The 18,263-nt window shown below is 36.5% G+C and carries 18 protein-coding genes; 8 read left to right on the forward strand and 10 right to left on the reverse strand.

Going from position 1 to position 18,263, the window contains the following annotated elements; genetic code table 11:
* Window positions 1-52 precede the first annotated feature (52 nt).
* The 8 genes from ACODR7_RS16230 to ACODR7_RS16265 all read left to right on the forward strand — a co-directional run bounded on the left by ACODR7_RS16230 (window position 53) and on the right by ACODR7_RS16265 (window position 7,109).
* Window positions 53-547, forward strand: coding sequence for a hypothetical protein (locus ACODR7_RS16230; protein WP_488840625.1), 495 nt, complete (start codon window positions 53-55; stop codon window positions 545-547).
* 30 nt (window positions 548-577) lie between these two features.
* Window positions 578-1,405 (forward strand): YoaK family protein, encoded by an 828-nt coding sequence (locus ACODR7_RS16235; RefSeq protein WP_488840627.1) that lies wholly within the window; start codon window positions 578-580, stop codon window positions 1,403-1,405.
* Window positions 1,406-1,719: 314 nt separating this feature from the next.
* A complete protein-coding gene (gene mutL / locus ACODR7_RS16240; RefSeq protein WP_488840629.1) occupies window positions 1,720-3,516 on the forward strand; it encodes a DNA mismatch repair endonuclease MutL in 1,797 nt (598 codons plus the stop codon).
* Window positions 3,517-3,521: 5 nt separating this feature from the next.
* The gene (locus ACODR7_RS16245) at window positions 3,522-4,250 is read left to right on the forward strand and encodes a rhomboid family intramembrane serine protease (RefSeq protein WP_488840631.1); all 729 of its coding nucleotides are present in this window, start codon (window positions 3,522-3,524) and stop codon (window positions 4,248-4,250) included.
* 9 nt (window positions 4,251-4,259) lie between these two features.
* Window positions 4,260-5,252: an endonuclease/exonuclease/phosphatase family protein gene (locus ACODR7_RS16250; RefSeq protein ID WP_488840633.1), complete on the forward strand. Its 993-nt coding sequence runs from the start codon at window positions 4,260-4,262 to the stop codon at window positions 5,250-5,252.
* Window positions 5,253-5,325: 73 nt separating this feature from the next.
* The gene (locus ACODR7_RS16255) at window positions 5,326-6,297 is read left to right on the forward strand and encodes an endonuclease/exonuclease/phosphatase family protein (protein WP_488840635.1); all 972 of its coding nucleotides are present in this window, start codon (window positions 5,326-5,328) and stop codon (window positions 6,295-6,297) included.
* A gap of 4 nt (window positions 6,298-6,301) precedes the next feature.
* Window positions 6,302-6,664 (forward strand): hypothetical protein, encoded by a 363-nt coding sequence (locus tag ACODR7_RS16260; RefSeq protein WP_488840637.1) that lies wholly within the window; start codon window positions 6,302-6,304, stop codon window positions 6,662-6,664.
* 28 nt (window positions 6,665-6,692) lie between these two features.
* Entirely contained in the window at window positions 6,693-7,109 is a 417-nt protein-coding gene (locus tag ACODR7_RS16265) for a hypothetical protein (protein ID WP_488840639.1), read from the forward strand.
* 69 nt (window positions 7,110-7,178) lie between these two features.
* Here ACODR7_RS16265 and ACODR7_RS16270 read toward each other — a convergent pair whose 3' ends face one another.
* The 10 genes from ACODR7_RS16270 to murG all read right to left on the reverse strand — a co-directional run bounded on the left by ACODR7_RS16270 (window position 7,179) and on the right by murG (window position 18,262).
* Entirely contained in the window at window positions 7,179-8,693 is a 1,515-nt protein-coding gene (locus ACODR7_RS16270; protein ID WP_488840641.1) for a GH3 auxin-responsive promoter family protein, read from the reverse strand.
* 105 nt (window positions 8,694-8,798) lie between these two features.
* The gene (locus tag ACODR7_RS16275; RefSeq protein WP_027372869.1) at window positions 8,799-9,209 is read right to left on the reverse strand and encodes a BrxA/BrxB family bacilliredoxin; all 411 of its coding nucleotides are present in this window, start codon (window positions 9,207-9,209) and stop codon (window positions 8,799-8,801) included.
* Between the two features lie 457 nt (window positions 9,210-9,666).
* On the reverse strand, window positions 9,667-10,113 hold the full coding sequence (locus ACODR7_RS16280; protein WP_076595261.1) for a GatB/YqeY domain-containing protein: 447 nt from the start codon (window positions 10,111-10,113) through the stop codon (window positions 9,667-9,669).
* A gap of 90 nt (window positions 10,114-10,203) precedes the next feature.
* Window positions 10,204-12,117 (reverse strand): cell division protein FtsZ, encoded by a 1,914-nt coding sequence (gene ftsZ, locus ACODR7_RS16285; protein ID WP_488840643.1) that lies wholly within the window; start codon window positions 12,115-12,117, stop codon window positions 10,204-10,206.
* A gap of 122 nt (window positions 12,118-12,239) precedes the next feature.
* Window positions 12,240-13,625, reverse strand: coding sequence for a cell division protein FtsA (ftsA, locus tag ACODR7_RS16290; RefSeq protein ID WP_488840645.1), 1,386 nt, complete (start codon window positions 13,623-13,625; stop codon window positions 12,240-12,242).
* A 64-nt stretch (window positions 13,626-13,689) separates the two neighbouring features.
* Window positions 13,690-14,658 carry a cell division protein FtsQ/DivIB gene (locus ACODR7_RS16295; RefSeq protein ID WP_488840647.1) on the reverse strand — a complete coding sequence of 323 codons (969 nt, stop codon included), beginning with the start codon at window positions 14,656-14,658 and terminating at the stop codon, window positions 13,690-13,692.
* A gap of 43 nt (window positions 14,659-14,701) precedes the next feature.
* On the reverse strand, window positions 14,702-15,079 hold the full coding sequence (locus ACODR7_RS16300; protein ID WP_488840649.1) for a GxxExxY protein: 378 nt from the start codon (window positions 15,077-15,079) through the stop codon (window positions 14,702-14,704).
* A gap of 194 nt (window positions 15,080-15,273) precedes the next feature.
* Window positions 15,274-16,632 (reverse strand): UDP-N-acetylmuramate--L-alanine ligase, encoded by a 1,359-nt coding sequence (murC, locus tag ACODR7_RS16305; RefSeq protein ID WP_488840651.1) that lies wholly within the window; start codon window positions 16,630-16,632, stop codon window positions 15,274-15,276.
* Between the two features lie 134 nt (window positions 16,633-16,766).
* On the reverse strand, window positions 16,767-17,060 hold the full coding sequence (locus tag ACODR7_RS16310; RefSeq protein ID WP_076595267.1) for a GIY-YIG nuclease family protein: 294 nt from the start codon (window positions 17,058-17,060) through the stop codon (window positions 16,767-16,769).
* 107 nt (window positions 17,061-17,167) lie between these two features.
* Window positions 17,168-18,262 carry an undecaprenyldiphospho-muramoylpentapeptide beta-N-acetylglucosaminyltransferase gene (murG, locus tag ACODR7_RS16315; RefSeq protein ID WP_488840653.1) on the reverse strand — a complete coding sequence of 365 codons (1,095 nt, stop codon included), beginning with the start codon at window positions 18,260-18,262 and terminating at the stop codon, window positions 17,168-17,170.
* Window position 18,263 lies beyond the last annotated feature (1 nt).

An 18,263-nucleotide genomic window follows, 5' to 3' on the forward strand; every position in this document is an offset into this window, starting at 1 on the left:
TTCTAGTTTTGTATCATCAAAAAAGATAAACACAATACAAAATAATAAGAACATGGCTAAAACAATTTTAATTGCAACAGATTACTCTCTTGAGTCATTGAACATATTGAAAAAAGTACTTAAAGAGAAAGATGCAGCAGAAGATCAGAACCAATATAATATCCTTCTGACTTCCGGATATGATTCCGGAGATTCTATCAGGGATCTTTTATTCAGTACCAAAACATCGATATTCAATAAAATCAGGCCTACGGAATTCTGTGATGCCTACGGAATCATCAGCAATAAATATCCACACCTGGTCAATAAAATCATATGTGATGTCTTTACAGGAAGTTTCCAGAGGACATTCAATCAATACGTTAAGACGGAAAATATTGAGGAAGCTTATTATTCTCCTTCTATCAAAAGCAAAGGAAAGGGCAAATTTGATCTGATTCCTTACATCAAAAAGTGTAAAGACCTGAAGTCTCATGAAATCCCTGTTGAAGTAAGAAAAAGACTTCCGGAAAGAGGAAGGCTGGCAGAGATCTTTGTGGAAGCCTAAGAAGTTAAACACTATTTAAAAAGATAAAAAATGTTAAGAAATTATAGTAACAGCAGGACACTGGGAGACAATATCAGGTTGGGGACGCTGACTGCCTTTACGGCAGGTACTATAAATATAGCATCCCTATTGATATTTCTCTCTTTTACGTCGAACGTAACGGGACACTACGCTATTTTGGCGGCGGAAATCAGTAAAGGAAACTGGACGCAGGTGGGAGTAGTAGGAGGATGGATCTTTTTGTTCTTCTTCGGAAGTTTCGTGTCCAACTTTATCGTCATCAATTTTAATAATAAAAGCAAATATTTTGCCCATGCCATGCCGATTGTGCTGGAAATTATATGTCTTCTTTTTGTGGGAATATACGGGCAGTTTTATTACCAGAAAACATTAGAAGAAACAGAATATTTAGTAGCATTAATGCTTTTCGCTACCGGCCTTCAGAACGGTCTTACCGCAAGTATTTCCAACTTCTCTGTAAAAACGACCCACCTTACCGGAACTACTACTGACCTTGGAATTCTGGCATCGATGTTTACCCAGAAAAAGTACAGAAAAAACGGAGAGCTGATTGGCAGAGCAAAACTTCTCATGAGTATTATGCTTGCTTATGTAATGGGAGCTGTATTTTCAGGATTAACTTACTACTATCTGGAATTCAGAGTGTTCTATGTCATCAGCATATGTCTTCTGGTTGTCATCGGGTATGATGCCTATAAAATTCATATCCGTCACTTCAACACGAAGTACAGATACAACAGGATTTACAAAAAGCCCAATATTTTTGCTTTCCTGTATGAGAAAATCCATGGAATTCCTAAAAGAGAGAAGAAAAGAAAATTGGTCTTTGAGGATTAAAATAGAAAACACACTATTAATTTTTTGTATAAACTAGCTGTAAATGCCCTTATTTTATTATAAAATAAGGGTATTTTTCTTAAAGATGATCTTACTAATCAGTATTTCTGTTGTTTTTTGCCCTATTTACTGGCTGCTGAAATGAAAGTTTCCGGATGAGACAAATCAACTTGCTAACGCCCTTCATTACAAACATTAAAAAAATCGGTTGGGGATAAATAGGCAAAAATGTTGATAATTAAATATTAAATCACGATTTTAGTATTTTAATTCCCGTTTCCATTAACTATTTTTGTAAGTTGATTTACGTTTTTATGTCAGATATTATTCAGCTTTTACCGGATCATGTAGCCAACCAAATTGCAGCAGGAGAGGTGGTGCAGAGGCCTGCATCCATTGTGAAAGAACTTTTGGAAAATGCTATTGATGCAGATGCAACGAAAATTGAACTGATCATCAGAGATGCCGGGAAAAACCTTATTCAGGTGGTAGATGACGGAAAAGGAATGTCTGAAACAGATGCCCGCATGGCGTTTGAAAGACATGCTACCTCCAAAATAAAAGGAACAGAAGATATCTTTAAGATTGCCACAAAAGGCTTCCGCGGTGAAGCACTGGCTTCGATAGCAGCGGTTTCACAGGTGGAGCTGAGAACGAAACAGAAAGATACTTCCATCGGAACCAATATCTATATTGAAGGAGGCGTTTTCCAGTTTCAGGACCCGGTTCAGACAGCAGACGGATCAAACTTTCTGGTTAAAAATCTTTTCTATAACGTTCCTGCAAGAAGGAAGTTTTTGAAAAATAATAATATTGAATTCAGACACGTAATCGATGAATTTCAACGAGTTGCACTAGCTCATGAGAACCTTGAGTTTTCCCTGTTCCATGATGACGAAGCTGTTTTCAGGCTGAGAAAAGGAAGTCAGATGCAGCGTATTGTGGATGTTTTCGGAAGAAAATTACAGCCACTTTTAATTCCCATTAAAGAAGATATTATCTGGTGTAAGCTTCACGGTTTTGTTGCCAAGCCAGAAGGAGCAAAGAAAGCAAGGGGAGAACAGTTCCTTTTTGTGAATGGAAGGTATTTCAGAAGTCCATACTTCAATAAAGCAGTACAGGAAGCTTTTGAAGGGCTGCTTCAACCTGGATATGTGCCATCCTTTTTCCTTTTCCTGGAACTTGATCCGGAGAAAATAGATGTCAACATCCATCCACAGAAAACAGAAGTGAAATTTGAAGATGAACATCTCATTTTTGCTTTGCTTCGTTCAACCATTAAAAGATCTTTAGGAATTTATAATGTTTCTCCAAGTCTTGATTTCGACAGAGATCCAGAGCTGGATGAAATGATGAATAAACCGATTCCCAGCAAAGGAAATGGAGGCGGAACCGGTGGCGGTGTTTTTAAAATGCCTGAAATCATTGTAGATAAAGACTATAATCCGTTTCTGGAAGAAAAAAATGTAGTACATCCGGAGGAAATTCAGAACCTTACAGAAATGTACCATCAGAATATTACGGCAGAACCTTCAAAGATCAATCTTTTTGAAGATGAAGATTTTGACGAAGACCTGATGAGACTTCCCAATGGATACTGGCTTTTCAACAAAGGAGATGTCACATTAATGCTGGATTTGGGAAGAATGCACAGATTATTGGTTTCTGAAGGAAATAAATCCACCAAAAAATCCAATACAAACAGCCATGCTCTTCTTTTCTCTCTGGAATATCATATGAATGAAATCGAAAAGACAAAATACAATTCGATAAAAAAATATCTTCCGGAATTAGGGTTTGACATGAAAATTGCTCATGAAAGTGTACTTCGAATAGATTCACTTCCAGAGGGATTGAAAGAAACCCAGGCCATGAAATTTCTCGAAAACCTTTTTGAGATCCTGGACTACAAGACGGAAGAAGAATTTATGCAGTATTACCATAACCAATGGAGTAAAATGCAGTCGAAGTCAAGATTTGACTTTATTTATAAAAAAGATGCGGAACAGCTTATTAAAGATTTTACAGCATTAGGCTTCCCGGAATTTTTACCGGACGGCAAAAGATGCTTTTATGAAGTTCCGTTTAATGATTTTAAAAACAAATTTTAAAGAATATGTTTAACAATATACCACCCATCACAAGGAATATTATTATAATCAATGTTATAGTTTTCATTGTGACTTCTTTACTTGGAGATAAGATTGTTGAGTATCTCGCAGCCTTTTATCCTTTTTCTCCATTTTTCCACTCATGGCAGGTGATTACTCATATGTTCATGCATGGAAGTATTATGCATATTCTATTTAATATGATGACACTTTTTAGCTTTGGACCAATTCTGGAACAGACATTAGGAGATAAAAAGTATCTGATTTTATATTTTGTAAGTGGTCTTGGGGCTTTTTTTCTTTTCAATGCATGGAATTTTGTGGAAGTGCAGCAGTTCTCTCGTGAACTGGAACAGTTAGGGTTTAATGTGAATGCCTATTTATCTGGTGCCAGCGTTGAGTTTGCAGGAAATACAGGCTCAGTTCTTAAACAAAAAGAGTTACTGAAAAGTTTAACAGATATTTTAACAACGCCAATGGTTGGCGCTTCCGGAGCAATTTTCGGAGTAGTAGCTGCATTTGCAACATTGTATCCCGATTCTAAAATTGGAATCATGTTTATTCCTGTGCCTATAAAAGTAAAATATCTTTTGCCTATTATTGTTGTGGTTTCCATATATCTTGGGGTGTCAGGAAATGGAGGAGGCGTTGCTCACCTGGCTCACGTGGGTGGTGCTTTGGTAGGATGGCTGCTGGCAAGAATTTGGAAAAAACATTTGTACAGATTCAACTAAAGCAGCATTGTGAAGGCTTTCCGACTTATATTGTTCATAATCCACCTGGGAATTTTATTTCTACTGTTGGGTACTTTATTAAACGCTTACGTTCCACCAAAGATTTTTCCATGGTTTAATCTGCTTTCCTTAGGTTTTCCTGTGCTTATTATAGTATATGTGATTCTAACGGTTTTCTGGGTATTCAGCTGGAAAAAACGAGCTTTTGTATTTATGTTTGCAGGTTTAGCGTTTATCAATCCTGTAAAACGTTGGGTTAATTATTCTTCGCCTGAAAGTGGGAATTCTGATATAAAAATAGTTTCTTTCAATACGAGAGCTGGCGGAAGAGGAAGCGCGGAGACAGGACCTTACCTGAAGTCTCTGGATGCGGATGTTCTTCTTTTACAGGAGGATGCCGGTATAATATATCGATTTGATGGATATCAGAAAGCAAATCCTGGTGGAGGTTTGACGATTTTAACCAAACACAGAATTGTTAAACAGCAGCTCATAGATCCGCAGGATGAAAATGTAAGAATTCCCGGATTACAGGTTGATATAGAAATTAAAGGTAAGGTATACAGATTCATTGATGTATATCTTAATCCATTCCGCTTCGAAAAAGAGATGGTGAGACTTAATGGAAATACCGATACGGATGAACAAAAAATAAAAGATGTTATTAAAAGGCTGATTCCCACCTTTAAAAAGCATCAGGATCAGGTAGCACTCATTCGGGAGGCAATTGATAATTCTCCTTATCCCGTTATTCTAGCAGGCGATTTTAATTCTGTGCCCAATTCTTACGAATATTATCATTTGTCAGACGGGCTTGAAGATGCATTTCTGACTGCAGGAAAAGGAAGCGCAACCAGTTTTCATGATTATAAATTCCCAATTAGAATTGACTATATTTTTTCTTCAAAGTCATTAAAGGCAATATCTTATGAAGTTGACCGTTCTGTAAGTATTTCAGATCATTATCCTGTCACAGTTAAGTTTTCTACGGAGAGTAAATAATCATAAAAATAGTTAAAGTTATCTGCTTGGTAGGATTTTTGTTGAAAGAAAACCGTACCAAGACCATTTTTTCATGAAGTTTAACCAGATATTACTATTTATACATATCATTGTTGCTGTTTTGCTGTTATGCACATTGGGGAATGCATGGATTCCACCCAATATTTTAGGCAACCTGAATCTTCTGTCTCTTGGTTTTCCTTATCTGATTCTGGCACATGTAATTTTTACGCTGATCTGGATCTTTAAAAAAGAAAAAATTGCTATTGCATTTGTATTAGGGACATTTATTTTCTATAATCCAATCAGAAGATGGATCAACTTTTCTCCCAAAACAGAAAATTTAAAAACAATACGGGATATCAAGGTATTGACATTTAATGTGAAGTACGGAGAGTATGGCTGGGATAAAGTAAAGGACTACATCAAAGCACAGGATGCTGATATTATTCTGGTACAGGAAAAAGATACCAATCGTGTTATAAAACGTGATCTTATAAAATATCCGTCAGTTATTCTTAAAACTAAGCATAAAATTGTAAGACAAGCGGAACTTATTGATGAGAAAGCCCGTGGAAATTCATTCTATGCTGATATAGATATCAATGGAAAAGTAATCAGAATTATTAATGTATATCTTGAACCCTTCAGACTTCATAAATCGATGTTTACGAAACTAGATGGATTTGGTTTGGGAAATATTTCAACATTACTTTCTCATATGACTCCTACATTCCAGGCCCACGAAGATCAGGTAAAAAGAATCAGGAAAATGGTAGATTTATCTCCTTATCCTGTTATTTTGGCTGGTGATTTTAATTCGGTTCCCAATTCTTATGAATATTACAATCTTGGTAAAGACCTTCAGGATGCCTTTCTGGTAGCAGGAAAAGGTAGCGCAAGCAGTTTTCACGATTATAAAGTTCCTTTGAGGATTGATTATATTTTCACTTCGAAATCCATCATTCCGTTAAGCTATAAAGTAGACCAGTCTGTGAAATTATCGGATCACTATCCTGTAATTGCAGAATTTCTATTAAATTAGTTCCATGAAAAATTTACTGGCTGCGATTTTTATTTTTACCATTCTTTTTACGGCTTGTTCCAAGAAAGAATCTCCAGGCTTCGGAGCTGAACATGAAGTAAAAATACGTTATGATACTACCGCTATCGACTCCTTTTCTACAGGAGCTGTTTCAGTAGATATTGCACGCAAAATAAGAATGTCTTCTCCTCAGTATATTGATTCTGTAAAACAGGCTAAAAAGTTACAGGATGAAGAAAATAAGCTCAAAGCAGAGCTTGAAAAAGAAAACAAGGCAAAACAGGAAGAAGAAAAGAAAAAAGCAGAGGCTGAAAAGAAGCTGAAGACAGCAGAAAAGCCGTCAGCCCAGGAAACTAAACCAGAATAAATACGAATTCCATTAAAAAATAAACAATATGAAAAAACAAATTCTAGCTGCAATCGTGATCTCAGTATTCACTGTAGCATGTACAAAATCAACAACAAAAACAGAACAGGTAGAGAATCCTGACGGATCTACTACCACTACTACCACTACCACTACCACTACTGAAACACCTAACGTTGTGGATAGTGCAAAGATCAGCAATGCTAAGGAAGATGTGAAGGCTAAAGTAGATGAAGCAGGTAATAAGATTGATGCCGCTGCTCAGAAGGCAAAAGATAAAATAGATGCCACGGCTGATAAGACAAAAAAGGATCTTAACAAAGCTGGTCAGGATATAAAGACTGAAGCTAATAAAGTAGGGCAGGATGCAAAAGAAGCTGCGAAAAAAGGAGCTTCGAAAGTAGAGGAAGCCGCCAAGAAAGTAAAAGAAGATTTAAGCAAATAATTTAAAAGCCGTAGTTCAGTAGAATTACGGCTTTTTAGTATGCAGTGTAGAGGGTTAAGAATCCCTCTCTTATTTATTCATTTCCAGCAGTGGATCAATATATTCTCTGTCGTTGCTTAATCTTGGCACTTTATTTTGTCCGCCTAGTTTTCCTTTAGCTTCCAGCCAGTGATAGAAAAGATTTTCTTTAGCGATATGTACAATCGGCCTTTTTAGAGTCATATTGTTGTATCTTTTTGCTTCATAGTCTGAATTAATGGTTTTTAAATGCTTGTCAAAAGCATCAATAAAATTGTCCAGGCTGTCAGGCTGCCGGCTGAATTCAAAAATCCATTCGTGGGCACCCCCTTCATTTCCTTTCATAAAAACCGGAGCTCCTGTAAAATCTGTGATCTGTGCTCCTGTTAATTCGCAGGCTTTGGAAAGCGCAGATTCTACATTGGTAATCATCAGTTCTTCCCCGAAGGCATTGATATAATGCTTTGTTCTTCCCGTTATTTTTATTCTGAAAGGATTAATTGACGTAAAGACAACCGTATCACCAATCAGGTATCTCCAAAGCCCTCCATTGGTAGTGATCACCATGGCGTAATTTTTTCCTGTTTCCACATCTTCCAGACTTACCACCTTCGGATTTGAAAAATGAAACTGATCCATCGGGATAAACTCATAAAATATCCCATAATCCAGCATCAGCAGCATCTCATCACTATCTGATCTGTCCTGGATACCAAAGAAGCCTTCGGAAGCATTGTAAATTTCGTAGTAATTGATGTTTTTTCCGATGATCTGCCTGAATTGTTCCCTGTAGGGCTTAAAGCTGATTCCGCCGTGAAAAAACACCTCTAAATTAGGCCACAGCTCAGAAATGCTTCCTACATTGGTTTCTCTTAATACTCTTTGCAGAAGAACCATCATCCAGCTTGGTACTCCAAGGATACTTCCTACATCTTCATTTTTTACTTCAGAAGTGATTGCTTTAAGCTTGCTTTCCCATTCTCCCATTAAAGAAACTTTCTTACTCGGTGTGGTGGTAATTTCTACCCAAAAAGGCAGGTTGTCAATTAAAATAGCAGATAAATCTCCGAATTTTGTATTGAAATCAGCATACAGCTCAGAACTTCCGCCTAGGCGTAGATTTTTATAATTAAAAAGCTGGTTTTCGGGATGGTTGTTGGCATAAATGGAAACCATGTCCTTTCCGGCCTTCATGTGGCAGTATTCAAGGCTTTCAGCAGAGATAGGAATGAATTTGCTTTTAGCATTGGTAGTACCCGATGATTTGGCAAAATGTTTAATAAGACCTGGCCAGCTTACGTCCTTATATCCCTGTCTGGCTTTTTCAATAAAAGGTTCCATTTCTTCATAGGTAACAATAGGAACTTTGTTTTTGAAATCCTGATAACTTGAGATAGAATTGAATCCGTATAGTTTGCCATATTCCGTATCCTCCGCATGAAACAACTGAGAAAAAAGTATACCTTTCTGGGTTTCAATAGGATGGTCCATAAAATTCTGTATCTGGTCAATCCTTTGACGGATGAACCAGTTGACTACGGTATTGAAAAGTGCTTTGGTTGCCATTTCAACAAATATAATGATATTTGAATTTTCAGAAAATTTTTTACGTGATTAAATAAAAAAACCGTCACAAAATTTGTAACGGTTTGATATTTATTTGATTGCTTGTTAGCAATATTCATCGTATGCTGCCTGAAGGTTTGCTGCAATAGCACCTGCAGGGTTTCCTTCGATGTGATGTCTTTCCAGCATGTGAACCAATTCGCCATCTTTGAAAAGTGCTACACATGGAGAACTTGGAGGGAATGGAGCAAGATGTTTTCTTGCTTCTACTACAGCCTCAGTATCAAATCCTGCAAATACAGTTGTTAAATGATCTGGTTTTTTGTCTCCAGTCAAAGAGTAAACTACTCCAGGTCTTGCAGCACCTGCAGCACAACCACATACGGAGTTGATTACCAATAATGTAGTTCCAGACTGCTTCAATGCATCTTCTACCTGAGCCGGAGTTGTTAAATCCTGGAAACCTTTATCTGTAAGCTCTGCCTTCATAGGCATTACTAAATCTGTTGGATACATATATTTTGTTTTTTATCTCTACAAAGTTAAGCAATTCTTTGCGTTTGTTCAATATATAAAAACTATCAATTGATTAGTCATATAAAATTAACCAAATATTAATATTGTAATAATATGCTATAAATAATGAAATAATACTAGGAATATTAAAATATTATTATTAAATTTGAAATGATTCTGAAAAACAAACGATCATGAAAAAACATTTATTGCTTTCCCTCAAGCAATTAATAACTTAAATACTTTCTGAAATATGGTAGTAGCTTAATTCTTTTTTTCAGTTTAGAATCAAAACTGATTAACAAACTTTAATATCCAAAGAAATGAATCCCGGAACTGAATAGCTCCGGGATTCTTTAATCAAATCGATATGCAAAGGTTGTATATCCTTAGTTATGGAATGAGATATGTGTTTGCGAAATTAAGATCAATTCAAAATCCCGAAACCTGAATCACATTATGAAAGGAGCTTTTTAGCCATCTCGGAAATACTTTTTCCGTCTGATTTTCCTGCTAATGCTTTTGATGCCACTCCCATTACCTTCCCTAAATCTTTAGCAGATTCAGCTCCGGTTTCAGAAATAATATTTTTAATTTCTGTTTCTAATTCTTCAGCAGTAAGCTGTTTGGGTAAAAACTGCTCAATAACTTTCATTTGAGCATCTTCTACTTCTGCAAGGTCATTTCTTCCCTGTGCAGTAAATTGATCGTAAGAATCCTTACGTTGTTTTACCATTCTCTGAAGAATAGCAATTTCCTGTTCTGCGGTTACTTCGGCTCCGATAGCTTCAGTTTTAAGCAGTAATATCTGGGATTTCACAGCACGCAGAGAATCCAAAGCCACTTTGTCTTTGGCTCTCATTGCTGTTTTTATAGCTTCGTTTATTGTATTTTCTAAACTCATTTTTATATGCTTTATGCTTTAGGCAATAAGCAGTAAGCTTTTGGATTCGGCCAGAATAGCCTATAGCTTACTGCGTATAGCTTATAGCGTTTAGTCTACGTCTTTATTTAAAAATCTGTTTTCTCTGATCTGCATAGATCCATTGTTATCAGACAGGTAAGTGTTGATGTTCTGGTCTGATGCATTGTTTCCGTCAATAGAAATATTTTTTCTTTTAAAAGCAGGAATAGATTCGAATTCACTTGTGCTGTCAAAATTTTGGTAGCGGGAGTTGAATTCTTTTAATTTATTTCTTCTTTCAATCACTCTGTCCTGATCCATCGTTTTATTCACGAAAGTGAATTCTGATTCTTCAGCTTTTGGAGTTTCAATTTCAGTTTTGTTTTCAAAAGTTGATCTTACTTCAATCTTTGGTTCTTCCTGTTTCTGGTAGAAAGTTTCAATCTTTTGAGTGGGTTCAGCTATCGCAGCATTTGCAGGTGTATTAAATTCTGCTTTTGGCTGTCCAAAATCCGTATTAGGTTCGTTTCTGATAGGCTCGTTTACGAAGAAACTGAATTCAACAGGTTTTTCATTTGAAAATGAGTTGTTGAATGGAGTTCCGGATTGTGGCTCCTCTTTTTTGTTTTCAAAATCAAATGAGAAAGACTGGATCTCAAGATCATTAGGATCTTCATTCTCTTCATCAATAGAGAATAAGCTGTATTCCTCTTCTCCTTCTTCTTCATTTCTCCAGTTTTGTTCCGGGATGTTTACCGTATCTTCCTCTTTATCAAAGAATTTTATTTCAGTTCTGGGCAGCTCTTCTTCAATAATCATTTTTTTTTCAGCAGACGTCACATTGAACGGAGTGTCATGCTCTTCGTCATCCAGTCTGAAAAGATTTTTTCCGCCAAAATCATGGGTTGCCTCAGGAGCTGATTCTCTTTCTTCTCTTGTTTTGAAAGGAGAGTTTTTAGGAGTATCAAAACTGTCGTTAAGACTAATTCTGATTTTTTCTGTAGGTCCTGCAAATTTTTTATTATCATTAGAGAACCCAGTTGCGATAACAAGAACGCTTACTGCATCTCCTAATTCTTCATCTGCTCCCACCCCGAAAATGATATCTGCAGTATTTCCTGCTTCTTTCTGGATGTGGTCCATGATGATACCGATCTCATCCATGGTAACTTCTTCAGCACCACTTCTTATCAATAACAGAACGTTCTTAGCTCCTGTAATCTTATTGTCATTCAATAACGGAGAATCAAGGGCTTTTCTTACAGCTTCTTCGGCTTTATTTTCACCTGAAGCTGTTCCTGTAGACATCAATGCTGTACCAGAATTCTGAAGTACAGATTTAGCATCTCTAAAGTCAATGTTTACATCAAAGTAACCGGTAATAACTTCTGCCATACCTTTCGCGGCATTGGTTAACACTTCATCGGCCTTTGAGAATCCCTGTTTGAATCCAAGGTTTCCGAATTGCTGTCTTAGTTTATCATTGTTGATCACAATAAGCGAGTCAACATTATTTCTTAATTTATCAAGACCGTTTTCTGCCTGTTCCAGTCTTCTTTTCCCTTCAAAACTGAAAGGAACGGTAACAATACCTACGGTAAGAATTCCCATGTCTTTTGCCACTTTAGCAATGACGGGAGCGGCTCCGGTACCTGTACCACCACCCATTCCGGCGGTGATGAACACCATTTTGGTGTTTTGCCCCATAGCGGCCTTGATATCCTCAATACTTTCAATCGCTGATTTTTCTCCTACTTCAGGATCGGCACCAGCTCCAAGACCTTCTGTGATAGAAGTTCCCAACTGAACTTTATTGGCTACCGGGTTATTATCTAAAGTCTGAGCATCCGTATTACAGATCACGAAATCAACTCCGTGAATTCCTTTCTCGTACATGTGCTTCAAAGCGTTGTTTCCACCGCCCCCTACACCGATTACTTTTATAATGGATGAATTTCCTTTTGGCAAATCAAATGAAAATCCTTGTGTACCTATATTTTCCATAACTATACTTTTAATAATTGATAAGTGATAGATGATAATTGATGAATGATATTCGTTATTAAATTAATAAATATTAAATTATTTCCAGCTATCATTGACCATTAATCTTGTACCATTTATATTTATTCTACTTCTTCAAAGAATTTTTTTACTTTTTCCATAAGCGACTGTCCAAAGGTCAGCTTCGCCTTTCTGTTCTCCTGTCTCTCATTTTCAAAAGACTGCTGCTCCTGAACGGGTGCTGTCTGTTGAATAGCCTGAACCGTTTCCGGCTGTGCTGAAGGTGTTTCCTGCTTGGGCTGCTCAGTAACGATTTCTGTCTCTTCATCAGCATTCTGCTTTTTGTCTCTGATCTTCAAACTCTCCATCAGTAATCCGATAGAAGTAGCAAATTCAGGACCTTTCAGGTACTGATTTTTATCGTTGGCAATATATTCATTCGCAAAACCGATTCTGCTGTCAAAACCTGTGGTATAATTGGCAAGCTGACGAAGATGTTTCAGATTTGAACCCCCTCCTGTAAGAACGATTCCGGCAATCAGTTTTTTCTTTTGTTCAAAAGCACCGTAAGCTTTCAGTTCTGTATTCACCATTTCCAAAACTTCTTCTACTCTCGCGTTAATAATCTGCGCTAAAGTTTTTAAAGAAATCTCTTTGTCCGGTCTTCCGTGAAGTCCGGGAATGGTTACAAAAGTACTGTCTTTTTCTAATTCGGGAACAGCCGAACCAAACTTTACTTTCAGTTGTTCTGCATGTTTCTCTATAATGGAACAGCCTTCTTTGATATCTTCGGTAATAATTCCGCCTCCATATGGAATCACACAGGTATGACGGATGATATTATCTTTAAAGATCGCAATATCTGTTGTACCACCACCAATGTCAACAATTGCCACACCGGCTTCTTTTTCTTCTTTTGTAAGAACAGCTTCTGAAGATGCCAATGGCTCTAAAGTAAGGGCTTCCATTTCTAATCCGGCTTCACGAACGCATCTTGCAATATTTCTGATACTGCCCATTTGCCCTACTACAACGTGGAAGTTGGCTTCTAAACGTTTTCCATGCATTCCGACAGGTTCCTGAATTTCACCCTCGGAATCCACTTTATATTCTTGAGGAAGTACGTGGATAATTTCTTCTCCGGGAAGCATAACCAGCTTTTTTACCTGATCTTTTAATGCTTCAATGTCGTCGTCTGTAATAAATTTATCAGGATGTTCACGCATAATATAATCGGAGTGCTGCAGAGAACGGATGTGTTTTCCTGCAATACCTACCGTAACTTTGCGGATAGGAACTCCGGCACTGGATTGTGCTTCGGATACTGCAGCCTTGATTGAATTAATAGTTTGTGAAATGTTATTCACAATACCTTTATGAACACCAAGACTTTTAGCTTTTCCTACACCGAGAACTTCTATTTTCCCGTGTGCATTCCTTCTTCCGACAATCGCGACTATCTTCGTTGTCCCGATGTCCAGACCTACTGAATACTCTTGATTTTCCATTTTATATCGATTTGATTTTTTCTACTTTTTTATCTATAATGATAGTTTCCTATTTGTGTATAACTTATTCTATTTTAACTTTTGCCTTAGGCTTGGACTGGGCCTTGACGGGTGGCTTTTTCTCTGCTTTTTTTGTTTCTTTTGTTTGTCCTTTCGGTTTTGTACTCTCTTTCGTTTTTACCGGTGTGGAGCTGCTTTTTTTTGCCTCTGCTGTTTTGGGTTTTGCCTCCGTCTTTTTAGCGGCTCCCGGGGAAGGAACTTTTGCCAATTCCATTTTTCCCGCCTTTAAAATACTGTCGTTTTCTTTAAAATAAGGGTTTAAAGTAGTGACAATCTGATTCTGATATTTCACAGAAATCATGCTGTATTTCTGAGGGTCCTGATACACCAGATATTTTTCCACAAATGTTTTAAATCCTCTTACTTTAAAATCAATATTATCAAGATCTCCGATCTCAACTCTGTAGTTTCCTTCGCTTGTCAGAAGATTATAACTGTCTTTATTTTTAGAGATTCCGATAAAATATTTTTTACTGAAATCATCTTTATCTATTTTCTCTACCAGCTCTGCCAGCTTTTCATATTCATCCGGCTGCACGTTTCCTGTTACCAGCATACAAGGGTGGGAATAGGTTCTTGAAACAGGGAATTCAACTCCTTTTTCATCCACATAAAAGTCTTTTCCGTCTTTATTTAATCTGAAAACGGGCACTCTCTGTTTGATATCCAGATTGAGCTTTCCGTTCAGGTTCAGATAAACATTGGCGCTGTCTACCGCTGGTAGGGAATTGATCTTTTTTTCCAAAGAAGGAATATTGAGATCCCCCACTTTTCCTGAAGGATTTTCTTTTTTTACAATTTCCCTGATATCTTTTTCATCAACAAAATATACCGGAGTTTTCTCGCTCATTTTTACAGAAATCTTGTTATCCGTAATCTGCTCACGGCTGAATCTTCTCAATGAGAAGCTCAGTAACAATCCTAAGATGATTACAGTGACAACAATTTTTAATATTCTGTATTTATTTTTCATATTTTTCTTTAATCACAAAGGATGTAAAGCAGTTTTATTTTCTTTATAATTTATTTACAACTCGTTTTACTCCATTTTTGAATAATATTGAATGGAAGTTCAAAATCATTCCAAGTTTTATATCTGTTATTCTTAAATAATTTAAAAGCTGGAAAAAATGATAATCATTAATCTCCTGAATTGCCTTTATTTCAATTGTTACTTTGTTTTCAACTAATAAATCTACTCTGAACGCTTTAGAAATTTTTAATTCTTCATATTCAATGTCGATATTTTTTTGACTTTCTACATTCAATCCTCTATTTTTTAGTTCATAAACTAAACATTCTTCATATACATTTTCATAAAGCCCAATTCCAAGCGTACGATGTATTTTCATTCCAGCATCGAAAACAATTTCTGAAATTTTATTTTCAATCATACATTTTGTGTTTTTATTTTTAACGCTATGATCGCAAAGCAATCTTTTTATTTTTTCCGTTCGCGAGGGCGTTTCACTCAGCTACGGCTATATTTTTATAATTTGTTTTAATAATATAATTTGTTTTTCTCATTTGCTGAGTGAAACGCCTTTGCGAACGATTTTATATTTTTATTCGCGAACGCAGCGTTTAATCAAACCTTTTCTATCCATTCACAAATAGGATCATACAGGGTATCTATATTTCCTGCACCTACCGTAAGAAGGATATCAAAATCTTTTTCTTTTATTTTTTCAAAAGCATCGGATAATGTGGATACTTCTTTTTTATCTAATGTTACCTTATCCAACAGCCAGCTTGAAGTAATTCCTTCAAAATTTTCCTGAAGCTCTCTTGCAGGGTAAATATCGAGAAGGATAAGCTCATCTGCTTTGCTTAAACTTTCTGCAAATCCACCTGCGAAATCTCTTGTTCTGCTGAAAAGGTGAGGCTGGAAGGCTACCAACAGCTTTTTGTCAGGGTAAAATGTTCTGATTGAACTCATTACAGCATTGATTTCTGTAGGGTGGTGAGCGTAATCATCAATGTAAATTTTACCGTTTTGATAAATATGTTTGGTATATCTTCTTTTAATTCCTTTAAAATTGGCAATTGCTTTTTTCAGCGTATCAAAATCTGCGCCTAAATTATGCAGAATAGCCAGTGCTACAGTGGCATTTTCCACATTATGAATTCCAGGTATTTCCCAGACAAAATCTTTAACTGTTTCGGTTGGGGTATGGAAATCAAAATAAATTTTATCATGATCCATACGCAGGTTGTCTGAATAATAATCTGCAGGCTCATTTACCGCATAAGTTTGATGCCCTCTGCCAATTTCCAGACCTTTTCTTACAAAAAGTTGTTTGTCTTGAGGAACTAACGCTGCGAATTGTCTGAATCCTTCTTCAATATGATTTATATCTCCATAAATGTCCAGGTGATCAGCATCTGTAGAAGTTACTACTGCCCAGTCTGGAGACAGGTTCAGGAAGCTTCTGTCATATTCGTCTGCCTCTACCACGGAATATTTGGAACCGTTGTACAGGAAGTTGGATTTAAAGTTTTCAGAAATTCCTCCCAAAAAACATGAGAATGGAAGATCAGCTTCTTTGCATAAGTGAGCCACAAGGGTAGACGTGGTAGTCTTTCCATGAGTTCCTGCAACAGCTATACAATCTGTATTTTCTGTGATTAATCCTAAAACTTTAGCACGTTTCAACACTTCAAACTGATTTTGGTTGAAGAAATCAAGGATTCCCAGTGTTTTAATGGCTGGCGTATAAATAACTAATGTATCTTCTTTTTGAAGGGAAGTGATCCTTTCATCAACAAGGTCTTCAAAAACAATATCAATCCCTTCATTCATAAGATTCTGAGTCAGTTTTGTATTGGTTTTGTCATAACCCAATACTTTTTTTCCGGATGCATTGAAATAACGCGCCAATGCACTCATTCCAATACCTCCTATTCCAACGAAGTAAAAAGTTTGATATGTTTGTAAAATGTTCATTTATATTTTAATCTTTAATGGCTCTTGAACAAGTTCAGAGTTTTATTACTAATATTTTATACTATAAAGCTTTCATCAATGACTCGCTAATGAATTAAACTTTAACGGTGTCAGGCTGAGCTTGTCGAAGCCTTCTAATCTTTCATCCTATTTTTTGATAACATTGGTAATAAGTCCCAGTTATCATTTATTATTGCTTCCTTCTTTTTTCTACTCCAACCTTTAATTTGTTTTTCAAAGCTTATAGCTTGAGTAGCATCATTAAATTCATGATAGAAAACAAGTTCTACAGGTTTTCTTGTATACGTGTAACTTTCAGGATTAAATCCGTCATTATGTTCATTAATTCTTCTTTCCAAATCGTTGGTAAAGCCTGTATAATAAGAATTATCAGAACATTTTACAATGTATACATAATATATTTTCATTCATTTGTGTTTGCTTACTGGCCCTTCGACAAGCTCAGGGTGACAGATCTAATACTAACTGTTTTATTGTATTTATGTCAGGCTGAGCTTGTCGAAGCCTTTCCTGATTATTTTATTACTTTAAAAATCTCGTCTACAATTTCTTTTGCGGCGTTTGGCTTGGCAAAGTATTTCAGATTGTCTGACATTTCTTTTCTTACGCTTTCATTTTCGCAGATCTCTGATAATGTATTCCAGAATTTTTCCTGCATTTCAGAGTCTTTTACCATTCTGGCTGCATTTTTTTCAACCAGATTCATGGCATTTTTAGTCTGGTGATCTTCCGCTGCAAAAGGGAAAGGAACCAAAAGCACCGGTTTTTGTGCTACAGCCAACTCTGAAATGGCAATAGCTCCGGCTCTGGAAACAATGATGTCAGCTGCAGAATAAGCCAGTTCCATATCTTTGATGAATTCTTTCAAATGAATGGAAGCTGGAAGCTGTAGGCTGGAAGACAATTCGTTGTAATCCAGCTTTCCTGTTTGCCAAATTAACTGATACCCTTTTTCTTTCAGATTTTCAAGGTTTTCTTTCCACGCATTATTTAATGTTCTTGAGCCTAAAGAGCCGCCTACAGACAGAATTGTAAGTTTGTCTTTATTCAGTCCCATTTTTTCTTTTGCATGAGATGTTTCCTGCATTCCTGAAACAATATTCTCACGGATCGGATTTCCCAAAAACTTTATTTTGTCTGCCGGAAAGCCTTCTACTTTTGGGTAAGCTGTAAAAACGGCTTTAGCTTTCTTGCTTAAGATCTTATTGGTTACTCCTGCATGGGCATTTTGTTCCTGTATGAAAATCGGGATTTCCATTTTGCTTGCTTCATAAAGGGCGGGGCCACTGGCAAATCCTCCCGTTCCTACAGCAAAGTCGGGAGCGAAGTTTTTGATAATCCTTTTAGATTTTGATAAACTTTTCAGAATCTTAAAAGGAAGCCCCAGATTGGATAAAAGATTTCCTCTGTCGATTCCTGCGATATCAATTCCTTCAATTTTATAGCCTGCCTGTGGAATTTTTTCCATTTCCATTTTGCCGTTGGCGCCAATGAACAAAAATTCTGCATCAGGAAATCTTTTTCTGATCTCATCTGCAATAGCGATGGCCGGGAAGATATGTCCTCCTGTTCCTCCGCCGGATAATAGTATTTTTAATTTTTTGTCCATT

The sequence above is a fragment of the Chryseobacterium sp. FG46 genome (assembly GCF_057809135.1).

What these genes read in the sequence shown, in the direction of transcription:
- ACODR7_RS16230 (WP_488840625.1), top strand. Translation starts at nt 53, where the DNA reads ATGGCTAAAACAATTTTAATTGCAACAGATTACTCTCTTGAGTCATTG.
- ACODR7_RS16235 (WP_488840627.1), top strand. Translation starts at nt 578, where the DNA reads ATGTTAAGAAATTATAGTAACAGCAGGACACTGGGAGACAATATCAGG.
- mutL (WP_488840629.1), top strand. Translation starts at nt 1,720, where the DNA reads ATGTCAGATATTATTCAGCTTTTACCGGATCATGTAGCCAACCAAATT.
- ACODR7_RS16245 (WP_488840631.1), top strand. Translation starts at nt 3,522, where the DNA reads ATGTTTAACAATATACCACCCATCACAAGGAATATTATTATAATCAAT.
- ACODR7_RS16255 (WP_488840635.1), top strand. Translation starts at nt 5,326, where the DNA reads ATGAAGTTTAACCAGATATTACTATTTATACATATCATTGTTGCTGTT.
- ACODR7_RS16260 (WP_488840637.1), top strand. Translation starts at nt 6,302, where the DNA reads ATGAAAAATTTACTGGCTGCGATTTTTATTTTTACCATTCTTTTTACG.
- ACODR7_RS16265 (WP_488840639.1), top strand. Translation starts at nt 6,693, where the DNA reads ATGAAAAAACAAATTCTAGCTGCAATCGTGATCTCAGTATTCACTGTA.
- ACODR7_RS16270 (WP_488840641.1), bottom strand. Translation starts at nt 8,693, where the DNA reads ATGGCAACCAAAGCACTTTTCAATACCGTAGTCAACTGGTTCATCCGT.
- ACODR7_RS16275 (WP_027372869.1), bottom strand. Translation starts at nt 9,209, where the DNA reads ATGTATCCAACAGATTTAGTAATGCCTATGAAGGCAGAGCTTACAGAT.
- ACODR7_RS16280 (WP_076595261.1), bottom strand. Translation starts at nt 10,113, where the DNA reads ATGAGTTTAGAAAATACAATAAACGAAGCTATAAAAACAGCAATGAGA.
- ftsZ (WP_488840643.1), bottom strand. Translation starts at nt 12,117, where the DNA reads ATGGAAAATATAGGTACACAAGGATTTTCATTTGATTTGCCAAAAGGA.
- ftsA (WP_488840645.1), bottom strand. Translation starts at nt 13,625, where the DNA reads ATGGAAAATCAAGAGTATTCAGTAGGTCTGGACATCGGGACAACGAAG.
- ACODR7_RS16295 (WP_488840647.1), bottom strand. Translation starts at nt 14,658, where the DNA reads ATGAAAAATAAATACAGAATATTAAAAATTGTTGTCACTGTAATCATC.
- ACODR7_RS16300 (WP_488840649.1), bottom strand. Translation starts at nt 15,079, where the DNA reads ATGATTGAAAATAAAATTTCAGAAATTGTTTTCGATGCTGGAATGAAA.
- murC (WP_488840651.1), bottom strand. Translation starts at nt 16,632, where the DNA reads ATGAACATTTTACAAACATATCAAACTTTTTACTTCGTTGGAATAGGA.
- ACODR7_RS16310 (WP_076595267.1), bottom strand. Translation starts at nt 17,060, where the DNA reads ATGAAAATATATTATGTATACATTGTAAAATGTTCTGATAATTCTTAT.
- murG (WP_488840653.1), bottom strand. Translation starts at nt 18,262, where the DNA reads ATGGACAAAAAATTAAAAATACTATTATCCGGCGGAGGAACAGGAGGA.